Here is a 15,370-nt window from a genome sequence, read left to right on the forward strand (position 1 = left end):
CGGTTCGTACGCCTGGACGGCGAACGGAGGAAGAAGACCATGAACGGTTCCGTGACCCTCGCCTACGACTATCCGATCCTGGGAGTTTTCTGGACCACGTTCCTGCTCTTCCTGTGGGTGATGTGGTTCATGCTGCTGTTCCACGTCCTCGCGGACGTCTTCCGGGACGACGGCCTGAACGGATGGGCGAAGACAGGCTGGATCATCTTCGTCCTCGTGCTGCCGTTCCTCGGCGTCCTGGTCTACGTCGGCGTCCGGGGCCGGGGCATGGGCCGTCGCAAAGTGGCCCAGGCGGAGGCCCAGCGGGAGGCGTTCGACGACTACATCCGCAGGACCGCGGCGAGCGATCCGGCCCGCACCACCAGGCCGACGATGTAGCGAGTCCCTCGGAGGTCCCCCGGGCGGGACCTCCCGGTGAGTGAGAGGCGGCCAGGGTGGTGGGATCCGGGAAACAACGGAAGCTGCTGTATCTCACACTTCCCGGCTGCTGGGGCGCGCTCGTCCTGGCCTGCCTCTCCTTCACACCCTCGCTGCTGCCGCGCGGCGGCATCCTGCAAGGCATCGTCTGCGGCATCACCGCGGCCATCGGCTACGGGCTCGGGGTACTCGCCGCGTACGTGTGGCGTGCCTTCGCCGATCGCGGGCCGCGGCCTCCGCGGCCCCGGTCCTGGCTCGTCCTGGGGATCAGCGCGGCCGTCCTGTTCGGCCTGTTCTTCGGTTTCGGGCAGTACTGGCAGCACGAGCTCCGCCGGCTGATGGGCGTCACGGAACACAACATCCCGCTCGTCGTGCTCTCCCCCCTCGTCGCGGTCCTGGTCTTCTGCATCGTCCTGCCGGCCGGGCGCGGCCTGCGCGGCCTGTACCGCTTGCTGGTGGGCCTGCTCAGGCGCTGGATCGGGCCGCGCGCGGCGACCGCGGTCGGCTGGACCGTCGTTGCCGGTCTCGCCTGGCTGCTCCTCACCGGCCTGCTGCTCGACGGGTTCGTCAGCGTGGCCGACAAGGCGTTCTCGGCCCGCGACACGACCACCCCGGAGGGGGCGCAGCGGCCCACGACGAGCCTGCGCTCGGGCGGTCCGGGCTCGCTCACGGCATGGGACTCGCTGGGGCGGCAGGGACGCGGATTCGTCGGCACCGGGCCGTCGGCGGACGCCATCGGGGAGTTCACCGGCCGTCCGGCGCCGGTGCCGGTGCGCTCGTACGCCGGACTGGCGTCGGCCGACGACACGGAGGCCCGCGCCGCCCGGGCGGTGGCGGAACTGAGCCGCCAGGGCGGCTTCGCGCGCAAGAACCTGCTCGTGGTGACGACGACGGGGAGCGGCTGGGTCGATCCCGCCGCGGTGGACTCCTTCGAGTACCTCAGCGGCGGCGACTCGGCAACCGTGGCGATCCAGTACTCCTACCTCCCGTCCTGGATCTCCTACCTGGTCGACCAGAGCAAGGCCCGCGAGGCGGGCCGCGCCCTCTTCGACGCCGTGTACGACGACTGGTCGAAGCTGCCCGCTGACTCGCGCCCCCGGCTGTTCGTCGCCGGGGAGAGCCTGGGCTCGTTCGGCGGGGAGACCGCCTTCAGCGGGGAGTACGACCTGCGGAACCGCACGTCGGGCACGATGTTCACCGGGCCTCCCCACTTCAACACGCTGTTCCGGGAGTTCAGCGACCACCGTGACGCCGGCAGTCCGGAGGAGCAGCCGGTCTACAAGGACGGGCGGACCGTCCGCTTCACGAACGACCCGGCCGCGGCGATCCCGCCGGCGGACCGGCCCTGGGAAGGCAGCCGCGTCCTCTATCTGATGCACCCGTCCGATCCGATCGTCCGGTGGACCCCGCATCTCGTCCTCGACAAACCGGACTGGATCGGCCGGTCGGCCGGGGACGACGTCCTGCCGGACATGGTCTGGATTCCCTTCGTGACGTTCTGGCAGGTCACCGCCGATCTGCCGTTCTCCACCGACGTGCCGGCCGGCCACGGGCACACGTACACGACCGAATACGTCGACGGCTGGCACACCGTCATGCGGCCGGCGGGCATCACCGCCGAGGACGTGCGAGAGCTGAAGAAGGTCATCGCGGCGGTGGAGTGAGCGGTGGAGTGAGTGAGTGAGCGCCTGCCGGCGGCGAGGGCATGCCGGGCCCGGGTCACCGCAGCAGGTAGCCGGTCAGGTAGCCCAGCGCGTTGACCGCCCAGTGCAGCCCCATGGGCGCCAGCAGGCTGCCGCTGCGGCGCCGCAGCTCGCACAGCAGGACGCCCGCCGCCCCCGTGAACAGCACCGTGCCCGCCACGGCCAGCGCTGCACCGAGAGCCGAATCGCCGAACACCGGTGTCAGTACGGGCTTGTCGGTCGCCAGGTGCAGCGACGGCAGGATGTGCCACAGCCCGAACAGCGAGCTCGACACGGCGGTCGCCCGGACCGCGCCACGCGCGCGGCAGACCGAGCCGTACAGGACGCCCCGGAAGGCGACCTCCTCCAGCAGCACCGTGCCGACGGGCACCGTGACCAGTACCCGCCACGCCACCTGCCCACCGGTCAGCCTGCTGTACCGCTCGTCCGCGAACAGGCCGTGCGCCACCGGCAGCAGTGCCCCCACCGCACAGACCGCAGCGACCAGCCCGATCAGGACCACCGCCCACCGCGCACCCCGCCCGAGTGCGGCAGGGTCCAGGCCCGCGTCCGCCCAGGTGCCCCCGGCGGCGAACAGCACACCCAGCAGCAGGGCGCTGACCGCCACGGCGGTCAGCAACCCGAACGACGGCGCCCACCGGTTGTTCACCGCATTGACGACGGCCAGCACGGCGACGGTGACGCCTGCCGCCACGCCCGTACGCACGGCACACCGGCCCTCCGGCTGCGCGGAGCCGGCTGAGTCCACAGGACGATTGTCGCCCCGCGGCAGCCGTTTTCCGGGAGACCGTCCCCGGCCCGCTCACCCGGTGGGGCCGGAGCCCACCGAGGGCAGGTAGCGCGGGGCCCGCCAGGCGGCCAGCCGGTGTTCCACCGCGGCACCGAGCGACAGCAGTTCGGCGTCCCGGTGGTCACCCGTCATCAGGAGCAGGCCGACCGGGAGTTCGCCCACGAATCCGGCCGGTACCGACAACGACGGGTACCCGGCGACGGCCGCGGGGGTGGAGGACGGGATCACGTCGTTGTCGCCCCGTGCGCAGTCGGTCGTCCAGGCGGGCGGGTTCGTCGGTGCGGCGATGGCGTCCAGCCGGTGGGCGGCCATGGTCTCGTCGAGGGAGCGCCGGGAGAGGTCCTTCAGCTCGGCGCGCATGGCCCGGTACTCGGGGTCGGTGGTGGGCGGCGAGGTCAGCGCCTGCTCGAACAGTTCCTGGCCGGCGAAGCAGGTCCGCTCCGCCGGGTGGGTGCGGTGGAACTCGATGAGCCCGGCGAGGTTCCGGGGGCCGTCGCGGGTGGCGAGGTAGGCGTCGATGTCCCGGTGGAATTCGCTGAGCAGCGCCGGGAATTCGAGTGCGGCGAGCCGCTTCTGGTACGGCGGCGTCACCTCGACGACCTCGGCCCCCGCCGTGCGCAGCTTCTTCGCGGTGCGGGACATCAAGGCGTCCACCTCCGGCCCGAGCGAGGGCAGCCGCCACAGACCGATCCGTTTACCCCGCAGAGCACCGGGGCGGGCCGAGTCCTCCTGGAGGTCGGCGGCGACGGCGGAGCGGGCGGTGTCACCACCGCTGAGCACCGAGAAGGTGAGCGCGGCGTCGGTGACGTTGCGCGCCATGGGGCCGGCGGTGTCCTGCTCCGCCGAGATCGGCACCACGCCGTCCTGGCTGACGAGGCCGAGGCTGGGCTTGTGCCCGACCACCCCGTTCATCCCGGCGGGGCACACGATGGAGCCGTCCGTCTCGGTACCGATCGCCACCTGCGCCAGCGAGGCGGCGAGCGCGGCGCCCGAACCGGAGGAGGACCCGCACGGGTTGCGGTCCAGTACGTACGGGTTGTTGGTCTGCCCGCCCACCGCCGACCAGCCCGAAGTCGGTTTCGCGGCACGGAAGTTCGCCCACTCGGAGAGATTGGTCTTGCCGAGGATCACCGCGCCCGCTTTCCGCAGCCGGGTCACCAGCGCCGCGTCGGTGCCGGGCGGGCTGCCGGCCAGCGCCTGCGATCCGGCCGTCGTCGGCATGTCGCGGGTGTTCACGTTGTCCTTGAGCAGCACGGGGATGCCGTCGAGCGGGCCACGGGTCGCACCCCGCCGGTGCCTGGCGTCGCTGGCGGCCGCCTGGCGCAGCGCCGTCGGGTCGGTACGCAGCACCGCATCGACCTTGGGGTCGACGGTCCTGATCCGCCACAGATACGCGGCCGTCAGCGCCGACGAGGTCAGCGAACCGCCTGCCATGCGTGCCTGCAGTTCCGGAATGGTCACCGTGTCGAGGTCGATCCCCGGCCCCGGCGCCGAACCGGCCGGTGGCGCACCACCGTGACCGGCGTCAGCGGCCTGCGCCCGCGGACTCGGCGCGCCTGCGGACAGTGTCCCCGCGACCAGGGCGGCGACCAGAGCGGCAATACTCCTGTGCCTCAGGTTCCTCATGGGGTCAGCGGACTACACGATGACTGTCGGCGGCAAGAGTGCCCAGGCGCTGTTCGGCCTCCGAACTCAGCGGGGGTCGGCGGAGACGCCCTGGAACAGGTCGTCCTCGGGCAGTTCGGTGGGTACGTGCGAGGAGACCAGGTGGTAGTCCTCGGTGGGCCAGGCGGCGGCCTCCAGGTCCATCGGGCAGGCGAGTTCGGGGCCGTCGGGGTCGACCTGGGACTCGTGTGCGAGCAGGGCCGCGCGCCGGACGGGGAAGTACTCGGCACACTCGACGCGGGTGGTCATCTCCCAGGTGGGCCAGGCGTCCGGCCAGTCGTCGAGGAGGGCGCGGGCCGGGGAGTCGAGTCCGGCGCCGGTCATGGCGGCGTCGATGGCCTCGAAGTACTCCTTGTTGAAGGCGCAGGTGTAGTACAGCTTCAGCGGCTGCCACGGGTCGCCGGTGCCGGGGTAGCGCTCCGGGTCGGCGGCGGCCTCGAAGGCCTCGACGGTGACCTGGTGGGTCTTGATGTGGTCGGGGTGCGGGTAGCCGCCGTTCTCGTCGTAGGTGACCACGACGTGCGGGCGGAAGGCGCGTACGGCCGCCACCAGGGGGCGCGCGGCGACCTCCAGCGGCCGGCGGGCGAAGCACCCGTCGGGCAGTTCCTCGCCGTCCTGGGCCGTCCCCGAGTCGACGAAGCCGAGGAACTGCTGGTCGACGCCGAGGATCTCGCGGGCGCGCGCCATTTCCCTGCGGCGGCGTTCGGGGAGTTCGGCGCGGACCTCGGGGCGGTCGAGCCGGGGGTTGAGGACGTCGCCGCGCTCGCCGCCGGTCATGGTGCACACGAGGATCTGGGCACCTTCGCGGGCGTACTTGACGAGGGTCGCGGCGCCCTTGCTGGACTCGTCGTCGGGGTGGGCGTGGACGGTCATCAGGCGCAGGCCGGTTCGGGGCGGGCGGACGGTGGCGGTCATCCGGTTCTCCTGGGGTACTGAGGTACGGCGGTACGAGGGGACGCGGCGGGGCGTTGGGGGTCAGCCCTTGCCGGGTGCGTGCTTGGGGTACATCGCGGCGGGGACGAGGGTGAGGGCGCTGAAGGCGAGGGCCCACCAGAAGGTCTGGGCGTAGGCGTCCCGCACACCCGCGGGGCCGTCGGCGGCGCCGGACAGGGAGGCCTGGAGGATGACGGCGAGCACGGCGGTGCCGAGCGAGCCGCCGATGCGGTTGAGGACGGTACGGGCGCTGGTGGCGGCGGGCACCTGGCTGCGCTGTACGGAGGTGTAGGTGGCGGCGACGTTGGGCGGGGTGATCGCGCCGAGTCCCACTCCCCTGACGAACAGGGCGCCGACGAGCACGAATGTTCCTGACACACCGTCCGTCAGCACGAACGGCACGGTGCCGACGATGGTCAGCAGGATGCCGGCGACGACGACGGCGCGGGGGCCGTACGCGTCGGTGACCTTGCCGGCGAGTGGGGTGATGACGGCGGTGCCGAGGGCCTGCGGGGCCAGCATCAGGGCGGCCTCCAGGGCGCTCATGCCGCGCACCTCGACGAAGTAGAGCGGCAGCAGCAGCATCGAGCTGTAGAGCGCGGCCCCGAGCAGGAAGGTGTTCACGCTCGCGAGGGTGAAGCCCCGCCCGGCGAACAGCTTGAGGTCGATCAGCGGGGTGCGGTCGGTGCGCAGTGCGTGCACGACGTACCCGGTCAGCAGCAGGAAGCCGCCGATCAGCAGCCCGGTCTGCAGCGGGTCGAGGCCGCCGCCGGCCTGGGCGAGGGCGTGGACGAGGGCGGCGAGGCCGGGCGGCAGCAGGGCCAGGCCCAGTCCGTCGGGCCGCAGCCCGGTCTGCCGTTCGCCGTCGTCACCGGGCACGATGCGGGCGGCGAGGATCAGGGCGGTCAGCCCGACGGGGACGTTGACGTAGAACAGCCAGCGCCATCCCGCGCCGTGCACGATCAGGCCGCCGACCACCGGGCCGAGGACCGGCGCGAGGGAGACCGGCATGGTGAGGACGCCGACCAGCCTGCCGATCCGCCGGGGGCCCGCGAGGCGGGCGACGATCGCCTGTCCGATGGGCTGCATCAGTCCGCCGCCGAGCCCTTGCAGGATTCGGAAGCCGATGAGCGACCCGGGCGACCAGGCGAGTCCCGCCAGGGCGGAGGCGGCGACGAACACGGCGACCGAGGCGAGCCACATCCGCTTGGCTCCGAAGCGCTGGATCAGCCAGCCGGAGAGCGGTGCCACCAGGGCGACGGCCAGCAGGTAACCGGTGCTCACCCACTGGATCGCGGTGAGTGAGGCGCCCAGTCCGCCGGCCATGGAGCCGACGCCGACGTTCACGATCGTGGTGTCGAGCTGGGCCAGTACGGCGCCGAGGATCAGAACCCAGCCGATCCGCAGCAGCTCGGGATCGAGACGGTCCGCGGGATCGGCGGGCGCTGCGGGCCGAGCGGCGGTACGGGCGACGGCCGGGCGCTTCAAGGAACCTCCAGGCGGGAGCGGGCCGGGCTGAACGGAAGAGAATTTAGGTCGGACCATGTTTTATGTCAAACATAAAAATCGGTCGCACCTAAAGGTGGGCGTAACATGGGACGTATGCAGCAGGGAGCAGCACGGGCGGCGACAGGCACGGGCCTGAGGGAACGCAAGAAGCAGGAGACGCGCGAGCGGCTGTCGCATGTCGCTACGCTGCTCTTCATCGAGCGCGGCTTCGACCACGTGACCATCAGCGACATCGCGGAGGCCACCGGCGTCTCGAAGATGACCGTCACCAATTACTTCCCGCTCAAGGAGGACCTGGTCTTCGACGCGCACGAACTGGTCGCAGACAGCCTCGCGCAGGTGGTGCGCGAGCGGCGGACGGGCGAGTCCGCCCACCACGCGCTGCACCGCGCCTACGTCGACGCGCTCGACGGCACCTATCCGGTCCTCACCGGCCACTCCTCCCCCGGCTTCGCGCGGATGGTGCACGACAGCGCACGGCTGCGGGCCCGTGAGCGCGAGATCGAGGAGCAGCGCGAGGAACGGCTCGCGGCGACCCTCGCCGCGGAGACCGGCGCCGCACCCGACGACCTCGCACCGCGGCTGGCGGCGGCCCAGCTGGCCGGCGCCCACCGGGTGCTGTTCCGCCTCGTACGCTCCCTGATGCGCGAGGAGACCCCGCAGGCCGAGGCCGACCGCCGGGCCGTGGAAGCCGCCCGCGAGGCCTTCGGCCTGCTGGAGCCGTCCCTCGGCGGCTACGCGGTCCGCGTGGGCTGAGCTCGCCCTGCTCCGCGTCCGCAACAGTGACCGCAATGCGGACACTTGTGCGAACCCATACCGGATGATGCCTACGATTCCGCGGAACGCCCCTGCACCACCGGAAGGCGCCCGTGAGCTCCACCTCTCCCCCGCCCGCCACCACGTCTTCGGAGACGGCGTCCGGCACGGTGCTGATCCGTTCGGCGGCCGACGTCTCCGACCTGGTCAATTCGGGTACCGCACGCGGCCGGCACGCCAAGATGATCGTGATCATCGCGCTCGGCGGCATCTTCCTCGACGCGTACGACCTGAGCTCCCTCGCGTACGGGCTGCCCGACATCACGGAGCAGTTCGGCCTCAGCTCCGCCATGGCCGGGCTGGTCACCTCCTCGATCAGCGTCGGTTCCCTGCTGGGTGCCCTCCTCGGCGGCTGGCTGGTGGACCGCATCGGCCGCTACCGGGTCTTCATGGCCAACATGCTCTTCTTCGTCGTCACCGCGCTGGTGTGCGCGGTGGCACAGGACGCGTGGACGCTGATCGCCGCGCGGTTCGTGATGGGCATCGGCGTCGGCATGGACATCCCGGTCGCCATCGCGTTCCTCGCCGAGTTCTCCCGGCTGCGGGGCAAGGGCAGCAAGGGCTCGCGCACGGCCGCCTGGTCACCCGCCTGGTACGCGGCGACCAGCGGCTGCTACCTCGTGATCATGCTGCTGTACTTCCTCCTGCCGGACGCTCAGCTCGGCTGGCTGTGGCGGTTCACCGTCGGCTTCGGCGCGGTGCCCGCACTGCTCGTGCTGCTGCTGCGCCGGCGCTACATGAACGAGTCCCCCACCTGGGCCGCCGACCAGGGTGACCTGGAGGGCGCGGCGAAGATCCTGCGGCAGTCGTACGGCGTGGACGCGCGCGTCGCCGACGACGTACCCGCGAAGGCGCCCCGTCCGCCGCGGCCCGGCCTGGCCTCGTACGCGCGCCTGTTCACGCCGCCGTACCGCACGCGCACGATCCAGTCGGTGACCGTCGGGCTGGCCGAGACCTTCGGCTACAACGCGGTCGCGTTCGGGCTGCCGATCATCATCGCGACGCTGATGACGCAGGGTCCGCTGACCACGATCGCGTCGTCCTTCGCCCTCAACCTCGGCTTCGCCCTGACCGGTGGTCTGCTCGGCATCCGCTGGGCGTCGACGAAGGGCGCCTGGCCGATGATGTCGCTGGGCTTCGCGATCCAGCTCGTCGCCATCGCGGTACTCGGCCTCATCGGGCAGCCGTCCGGGACGGCGGTCGTCACGGCGGCGATCCTGATGCTCGGTGCCTTCATGTTCGCCCAGGGCTTCGGCCCCGGCGCGCACATCATGAGCTACGCCTCGCTGGGCTTCCCCACCTCGATGCGCGGCGTCAGCATCGGTTTCAACCAGGCCGTACTGCGGCTCGGCTCGACGCTGACGCTGTTCTTCTTCCCCGTCCTCAGCAGCGGCCTGGGCACGGACGTCTACTGGGTCATCCTCGCCGCGCCCGTCCTCGGCCTGACCGCCCTTCTCGTGAAGCGCTGGGAGCCGGTCGGCTTCGACGCGGACGCGGAGGACAGGGACCGGGCCGGGACCGCGGCGTCCCGGTCCTGACGCCCGCCCGCCGGCGGCCCGGCCCGCTGTGTCAGTACGCGGTGGGCCAGCCGCCGGCCCAGTTCAGCAGGTTGACGCCGAGCTTGGGCGTGCCGTTGTCGTTGGCGTCGTAGTAGTGGTAGACGAGCAGGTCGCCGTCGACGTCGGGCAGCACGTCCTGCCCGCCGGGCCCGATCACCGAGCCCTGCGACGCCATGACCACGGTGCCGCCGTCCCGGGTCATGGCGACGCCGTTGCGGTCGTAGTACGGACCGGTGGGGCTGGTGGCCCGGCCGACCTTGATCTTGTACGTGGAGCCGGTGCCGTTGCAGCACGTGTCGTACGAGGCGAAGAGGTAGTAGTAGCCGTTGCGTTTGACGACGGTGGGGCCCTCCACCGCCTTCGTGCCGCCGGTACGCGTGGCGAGCGGGTAGCGGGTGGTGTCGCCCGCGTACTGCTTGCCGGTGCCGGGGTCGAGGCGGATCATCTTGATCCCGCTCCACCAGGAGCCGAACGCCAGCCACCACTTGCCGTCGCCGTCGACGAACAGGTCCGGGTCGATCGCGTTGTAGTCGCTGCTCGACGTCGAGGAATGGACGATGCCCTGGTCGCTCCAGCTGCCCGGCAGCCCGGTCGGTGAGGTGGCGAGGCCGATGGCGGAGTTGTTGGAGCCGAAGCTCGAAACGGCGTAGTACATGAGGTACTTGCCGCCGTGGTACGAGATGTCGGGTGCCCACGGGTCGTTCGCCGACGAGTAGCGCGACCACCAGCTCGGCGTCGAGGTGAAGGCGTTGCCGGTGCGGCTGAAGGCGATGCGGTCGGTGGAGGTGCGGGACTCCAGGAGACCGTGGGTGGAGTAGAGCAGGTACCGGCCGTCCGCCGCCCGGATCATGGTCGGGTCGTGGACGACGACATCGCCGGTGACCTTGCCGGGGCCGGGGTAGGCGGAGGCGGTGGACGGCATCAGCGCCAGCAGGGCGGCGGCGGGGAGGGCGAGGAACGCAGATCTTCGCACGGGGTGGCGCACGCGGTTCTCCTCAGCTCGAGTGTGTTTCGCGCCCGGGGACACCCGGACATGATGTTCGAAATACCGAACTATGCGCGTGACTTCGAACAGGAAGGTAGGGAGGATGCCTGGACGCGTCAAGACTCCGCGACAGCCCCGCCGCGGCGCCGGAGGCAGGCAGCAGGCGGCAGGCGACCCCGCTGACGCGCGCCGGCCCCGGAAGGAAGTGGGTGTACCGACGTATACCGAACTGTCCTGGGTTACCGATGCGCGTTCCGGCCGCCCGGCGCAGATTGGTCGCGCTTGCGGACACCGACGGTCCGCGCGTCACACGGCGGGAGGAAGCCATGATGGGGACGGACAATCAGGAAGCCGTCGGCCTGATCGGCCGGGACGAGGTCCTGTCCGAGTTGCCGTACCTACTGCGTACCGAGCGGCTGGTCACCGTCTCGGGGCCCGGTGGGGTGGGCAAGACCGCGCTCGTCACGGAACTGACGCGCCGGTTGGTCCCCGGGCAGTGGGAGGCCGTGGGGCTGGCCGACCTGATCCGGCTGGACGATCCGGAGCTGCTGGTGCGGCAGCTGGCCGCTGCCCTCCTGCGAAAGGAACTCCCCGGCCGGCCGCACATCGAGGCGCTGGCCGACGCGTTGGACGACATGCGGGTGCTGCTGGTGGTGGACCATTGCGAGCACCTGGCCCAGGCCTGCACCGAGGTCCTGACCGAACTCGTTCGCAGATGCCCGGAGTTGCACGTACTGGCCGCGGGCCGTACGCGCCTGAACACCCCTGCCCGCTATCCGCTGCGCTCGCTCACGCGCGATGAGGCGGCCCGGCTCTTCGAGGCGGGCGCCCGGCAGGCCGGCGTGGCCGAGCCGCCGGCCCCGGAAACCGTCCAGTACATCTGCGGCTTCCTGGACGGCCTTCCGCTCGCCGTGCACATCGCCGCGGGACAGCTCGCCCGCCATTCACCCGAAGAGGTGCTCTCCCTCGTCTCCCGTTCGGACACCGTCCTCGATCTGGCCGCGCCCGGCCTGCCCGCGCGACAGCGCACACTGCGCGCCTCACTGCTGCGCACACACCAGTTGTGCACACCGGAGGAACGGCTGCTCTGGGCACGCTGCACCGTCTTTCCCGGTCCCTTCACGCCGGCGGACGCGCTGGCGGTGTGCGCCGACGAGCGGCTGCCCGCCGATGCGCTGGTCACGGCGCTCCACGGGCTGGACCGGCACTCCCTGCTCCAGCAGGAGCAGCAGGCCGCCGCGTTCCGGATGCCGTGGTCCGTCCGTGCACACGGACGGCAGTGGCTGGACCGGCTCGGTGAGGAACGGGAGTTCCTGCAGCGCTGTCTGGCCCGGATGCTGCGCGATACGTGATCACCGCGCGATCCGCCGTATGCCCGCGCCGCACGTCAGCGGATCGCTAAGGTGGACTCGCTCCATCACCCCGCCCGTCTGCCGAGCGACCGCGCGTAGCGTAGGAGCTCCCATTCGGGCGCACAGCAGGCAGAGGGCGAGCACAGGATGGTGCTGTCATACGTCGGGGAGCAGATCGGCGGACTGCCCCTCGAAGTCACCGGATTCATCGGGCGCGACCAGGAACTACGGGACATCGGCGAGCTGTTCGGCAGAGGACGGCTGGTGTCGCTCGTCGGCCCCGGCGGCGTGGGCAAGACGCGGCTCGCGCTGCGGGCCGCCCGCGCCGCACTGCCGGACTTCCCCGACCGCGCGTGCTTCGTCGAACTGTCCTCGCTGCGCGACCCGGTCCTGCTGCCGCACACGGTGGCGGCGGCGCTCGGCCTCTCCGAACAGGGCGAACGCGACCCGGTCGGGCTCCTCGTCGGGTACCTCGCGGCCAAGCGGCTGCTGCTCGTCCTCGACACCTGCGAGCATTTGCTCGACGCCTGCGCGATGCTCGTGGATCTGCTGCTGCGGATGGCTCCCGGTGTCACGGTGCTGGTCACCAGCCGCCAGCCGCTGGACGTGCCGGGCGAGTTCGTCTACCCGATCACCCCGCTGCCCACCGATCACGAGGCGGTGCAGCTGTTCGCCGAGCGGGCCGCCGCCGTCGTGCCCGGATTCGCCGTCACCGACGCGAACCGTGCGGACGTGACCTCCGTCTGCCGCCGGCTGGACGGGATGCCACTGGCGATCGAACTGGCCGTGGTACGGCTACGGGTACTGCCGCTGGGCGAGCTGGCCGCCCGGCTGGAGCACCGGTTCCAGGCACTGACCGGCGGCCGCCGCGGGGCGGTGCCCCGGCACCGGACGCTGCGGGACGCGATCGACTGGAGCCACGACCTGTGCACGCCGGAGGAGCGGGTGCTGTGGCGGCGGCTGTCGGTGTTCGCCGGGGATTTCGACGCCGAGGCCGCCGAGATCGTGTGCGGAGGTGGTGAGCTGCCCGCCGAGGATGTGCTGGAGCAGCTCATCGGCCTGGTCGACAAGTCGGTGGTGCTGCGCGTCGAGTCGGACCGGGCGTGCTACCGGCTGCTGGACACCCTGCGCGAGTACGGCGCGGAGCGGCTGGCCGCCAGCGGGGAGGAGGACGTGTACCGCCGCGCGCACTTCGACTGCTTCGCGGCGTTCGCGGCCCGCGTCGACCGGTCCTTCCACAGCGACCGGCAGGCGGAGCAGCTGACGGCCCTCACCCACCGGCTGCAGGACTTCCGGGTCGCCCTGGAGTACGGCACCGGCACCGATGTCCCGGAACTGGCGTTGCGCGGGCTGGACCTGGCCGCCCGGCTGTGGACGCACTGGATCACGTCCGGGCGGCTGCGGGAGGGGGCACGCTGGCTGGCGAACGGCCTGGCCAAGGTGGTGCACGACTGCCCGGAGCGGGTCGAGGCACTGCACCGCCTCGCCTGGATCCTGACGGTACTGGGGCAGCACGCCGAGGCCGAGCCGCACGTCCTGGAGTCACTGGCGATGGCGGAGCGGATCGGTGACCGGCGCGGCGCGGTGTACGCGACGGAGTTCCGCGGCTGTCTGCTGATGCTCTACGGGCGGCTGGAGGAGGCGCACCGCGACTTCGACACGGCCCGCCGTGGCTTCCGGGAGCTGGGCGACACCGACGGGCTGGCCATCACGTGCTTCATCCAGACGTTCGCCTCGGCGCACGTCGGCGAAGTCGACCACGCGTGGGAGGTCTCCGGGGAAGGACTGCGGGCGCTGGAGTCGGCCCCCGGCGAGTGCTGGTCCCGCAGTTACTGCCTGCTCTACCGCCAGTTGGCGCTGTGGATGTCGCACGACGCCTCCCGGGCCGACGAGCGCGACCGGCTCGGCCGCGAGGCGCTGGCCCTGAAGCTGAAGGTGGACGACCGGCTCGGTGCCGCCGTCGCCCTGGAACTGCTGGCCTGGTCCGCGGCCCGGTCGGGGCGGTTCGAGCGGGCGGCCTGGCTCCTGGGGGCCGCCGACACGGTCTGGGTGCGGATCGGCGGTGCCCGGCTGTTCAACGCGCCGCCCCTGCTCGCGGAACACGACACGGCCGCCACCACGACGCGTACGGCACTGGGCTCGGCCGGGTACGAGGACCATCACGCGCGGGGAGCGGCGCTGGACCTCGCGGAATCGGGGGCGCACGCGATCCAGGACACCGACATGCTCCCCGGTCCCGCGGCCGGCGCCGCGCTGGAAGCCTCCACGGCGGGCGACGCGCCGGAGTCGCCGGACGCGCCCGCTGCCGCGGTGCCGCGGACACGGGACCGCACGGGCGCCGCGCGGCCGGGCGGGCTCACCAACCGGGAGCGGCAGGTGGCCGCGCTGGTCGCGGAGGGGCTGACCAACCGGGAGATCGCGGAGCGGCTCGTCGTCTCCAAACGGACGGCGGACGCGCACGTGGAGCACATCCTGAACAAGCTGGGGCTGACCTCACGGACGCAGATCACGGGGCTGGAATGATCTTCCGTCGGTGGCGCGCCCGCGGGTTCCGGAGCCCGGCGGCCGGGCCGGCCTCACGGGGGCTGCCCGGCGTCAGGTGGTGCGCCATGACGTCGAGTGCGTGGGCCGTCGGTTCCTCGGTGCCGGGCCGGGACAGGAAGCCGTGCAGGGTGCCCCGTACGAGCACCTGGCTGACGTCGGCACCGGCTGTGGCCAGGGCGGCCGTGAAGGCCTCGCCGGACGGCCGGAGATCGTCGTACTCCGCGTTCAGGACGGTGGTGGGAGGGAATCCGCCGAGGTCCGCCAGTGCGGGCGCCGCGTATCCGTCGGCGGTGCCGGGCGGGCCGCCGAGGTAGTTCTCGAAGACGGGCCCGTACCTGTCGAGCAGCCGCACGGCCCGTGGCAGGCCGGCCATCAGCCCGGTGAGGTCCGGGGAGGGGGCCGGCAGGACAGCGTGCACGGCCGGATAGGCGAGGACCACGTGGGCGGGGAGCCACGCCTCCTCGTCCCGCAGCCGGAGGACGGCGCCGGCGGCGAGGTTCGCCCCGGCGCTGGCCCCGCCGACGGAGAGCGGCCCGGCGCCCGTCCCGGCCTCGTACCGGTGGTCCCGGACCCAGGCGAGCGCGTCCACGACGTCGTCCAGAGGGACCGGGAAGGTGACGCCGTCGACGGCCTTGCGGTAGTCGACGCTGACCACGGTCGCGCCGGTCCGTGACACGACCTCGCGGGCCGTCCAGTCGGCCTCGGCCATGTCGAGGTCGCCGAACATCCAGCCGCCGCCGTGCACCCAGACGAAACACCGGCCGGTGGCCGGCGCGGGTCCGAGGGGGGAATAGACCCGTGCCGGGACATTTCCGTGCCGCCCGGGAATCGCGAGGGGCGACACGGCCGCCGGCGGTGGTTCGCCGCGCTCGTCGAGGAATGCGGAAAGCCGCGCTTCCTGCTCCCGCGTCAACGGGCCGTCGGACCGGCCGGGCAAATCCTCCAGCAGGTACAGCTTCGAGGCGAGCGCTGCGTGAAGCGGCATCACGGGCCTTTCTCATGACAGGTCCAGGAAATGCGGTTCCCCCCGCCCTCACGTGTTACCGAAAGTAAGCATACGGTGACCTGTCCGCCGCCGCGCCGTGAGCTGCCCCGGC

12 protein-coding genes are annotated in these 15,370 nt (G+C 72.0%); 6 read left to right on the forward strand and 6 right to left on the reverse strand.

The genetic code is table 11. The features are described 5' to 3' along the window. Positions 1-39: 39 nt before the first annotated feature. Both AAC944_RS05495 and AAC944_RS05500 read left to right on the forward strand, forming a co-directional pair. On the forward strand, positions 40-378 hold the full coding sequence (locus tag AAC944_RS05495) for a PLDc N-terminal domain-containing protein (RefSeq protein WP_051871549.1): 339 nt from the start codon (positions 40-42) through the stop codon (positions 376-378). Between the two features lie 56 nt (positions 379-434). Next, entirely contained in the window at positions 435-2,081 is a 1,647-nt protein-coding gene (locus AAC944_RS05500; RefSeq protein ID WP_196942873.1) for an alpha/beta hydrolase, read from the forward strand. A 55-nt stretch (positions 2,082-2,136) separates the two neighbouring features. On the opposite strand, the gene AAC944_RS05505 is transcribed toward AAC944_RS05500, so the two are convergent. The 4 genes from AAC944_RS05505 to AAC944_RS05520 all read right to left on the reverse strand — a co-directional run bounded on the left by AAC944_RS05505 (position 2,137) and on the right by AAC944_RS05520 (position 6,996). Then, positions 2,137-2,868: a CPBP family intramembrane glutamic endopeptidase gene (locus AAC944_RS05505; RefSeq protein WP_368396905.1), complete on the reverse strand. Its 732-nt coding sequence runs from the start codon at positions 2,866-2,868 to the stop codon at positions 2,137-2,139. Between the two features lie 54 nt (positions 2,869-2,922). Continuing rightward, the gene (locus tag AAC944_RS05510) at positions 2,923-4,527 is read right to left on the reverse strand and encodes an amidase family protein (protein ID WP_078888433.1); all 1,605 of its coding nucleotides are present in this window, start codon (positions 4,525-4,527) and stop codon (positions 2,923-2,925) included. A 75-nt stretch (positions 4,528-4,602) separates the two neighbouring features. Continuing rightward, complete coding sequence (gene mca, locus AAC944_RS05515; protein WP_368396907.1) at positions 4,603-5,490, reverse strand: mycothiol conjugate amidase Mca; 888 nt, start codon at positions 5,488-5,490, stop codon at positions 4,603-4,605. Between the two features lie 60 nt (positions 5,491-5,550). Beyond that, positions 5,551-6,996 carry an MDR family MFS transporter gene (locus AAC944_RS05520; RefSeq protein ID WP_368396908.1) on the reverse strand — a complete coding sequence of 482 codons (1,446 nt, stop codon included), beginning with the start codon at positions 6,994-6,996 and terminating at the stop codon, positions 5,551-5,553. A gap of 114 nt (positions 6,997-7,110) precedes the next feature. On the opposite strand from AAC944_RS05520, the gene AAC944_RS05525 reads away from it, so the two are divergent. Both AAC944_RS05525 and AAC944_RS05530 read left to right on the forward strand, forming a co-directional pair. Further along, a complete protein-coding gene (locus AAC944_RS05525) occupies positions 7,111-7,773 on the forward strand; it encodes a TetR/AcrR family transcriptional regulator (RefSeq protein ID WP_030611290.1) in 663 nt (220 codons plus the stop codon). Positions 7,774-7,886: 113 nt separating this feature from the next. Beyond that, a complete protein-coding gene (locus AAC944_RS05530; protein ID WP_030611287.1) occupies positions 7,887-9,371 on the forward strand; it encodes an MFS transporter in 1,485 nt (494 codons plus the stop codon). Positions 9,372-9,402: 31 nt separating this feature from the next. Here AAC944_RS05530 and AAC944_RS05535 read toward each other — a convergent pair whose 3' ends face one another. Further along, complete coding sequence (locus tag AAC944_RS05535; RefSeq protein WP_107054104.1) at positions 9,403-10,314, reverse strand: arabinan endo-1,5-alpha-L-arabinosidase; 912 nt, start codon at positions 10,312-10,314, stop codon at positions 9,403-9,405. A gap of 392 nt (positions 10,315-10,706) precedes the next feature. Between AAC944_RS05535 and AAC944_RS05540 the strand changes: the two genes are divergently transcribed. Together AAC944_RS05540 and AAC944_RS05545 are read left to right on the forward strand one after the other, a co-directional pair. Next, complete coding sequence (locus AAC944_RS05540) at positions 10,707-11,729, forward strand: ATP-binding protein (protein WP_051871548.1); 1,023 nt, start codon at positions 10,707-10,709, stop codon at positions 11,727-11,729. A 147-nt stretch (positions 11,730-11,876) separates the two neighbouring features. Continuing rightward, a complete protein-coding gene (locus AAC944_RS05545; RefSeq protein ID WP_030611277.1) occupies positions 11,877-14,252 on the forward strand; it encodes an ATP-binding protein in 2,376 nt (791 codons plus the stop codon). On the opposite strand, the gene AAC944_RS05550 is transcribed toward AAC944_RS05545, so the two are convergent. Beyond that, positions 14,236-15,258 carry an alpha/beta hydrolase gene (locus AAC944_RS05550; RefSeq protein ID WP_051871547.1) on the reverse strand — a complete coding sequence of 341 codons (1,023 nt, stop codon included), beginning with the start codon at positions 15,256-15,258 and terminating at the stop codon, positions 14,236-14,238. The genes AAC944_RS05545 and AAC944_RS05550 overlap by 17 nt on opposite strands. Positions 15,259-15,370 lie beyond the last annotated feature (112 nt).

It is taken from the genome of Streptomyces sclerotialus (genome assembly GCF_040907265.1).
In the GTDB taxonomy this organism is placed as follows: Bacteria; Actinomycetota; Actinomycetes; order Streptomycetales; family Streptomycetaceae; genus Streptomyces; species Streptomyces sclerotialus.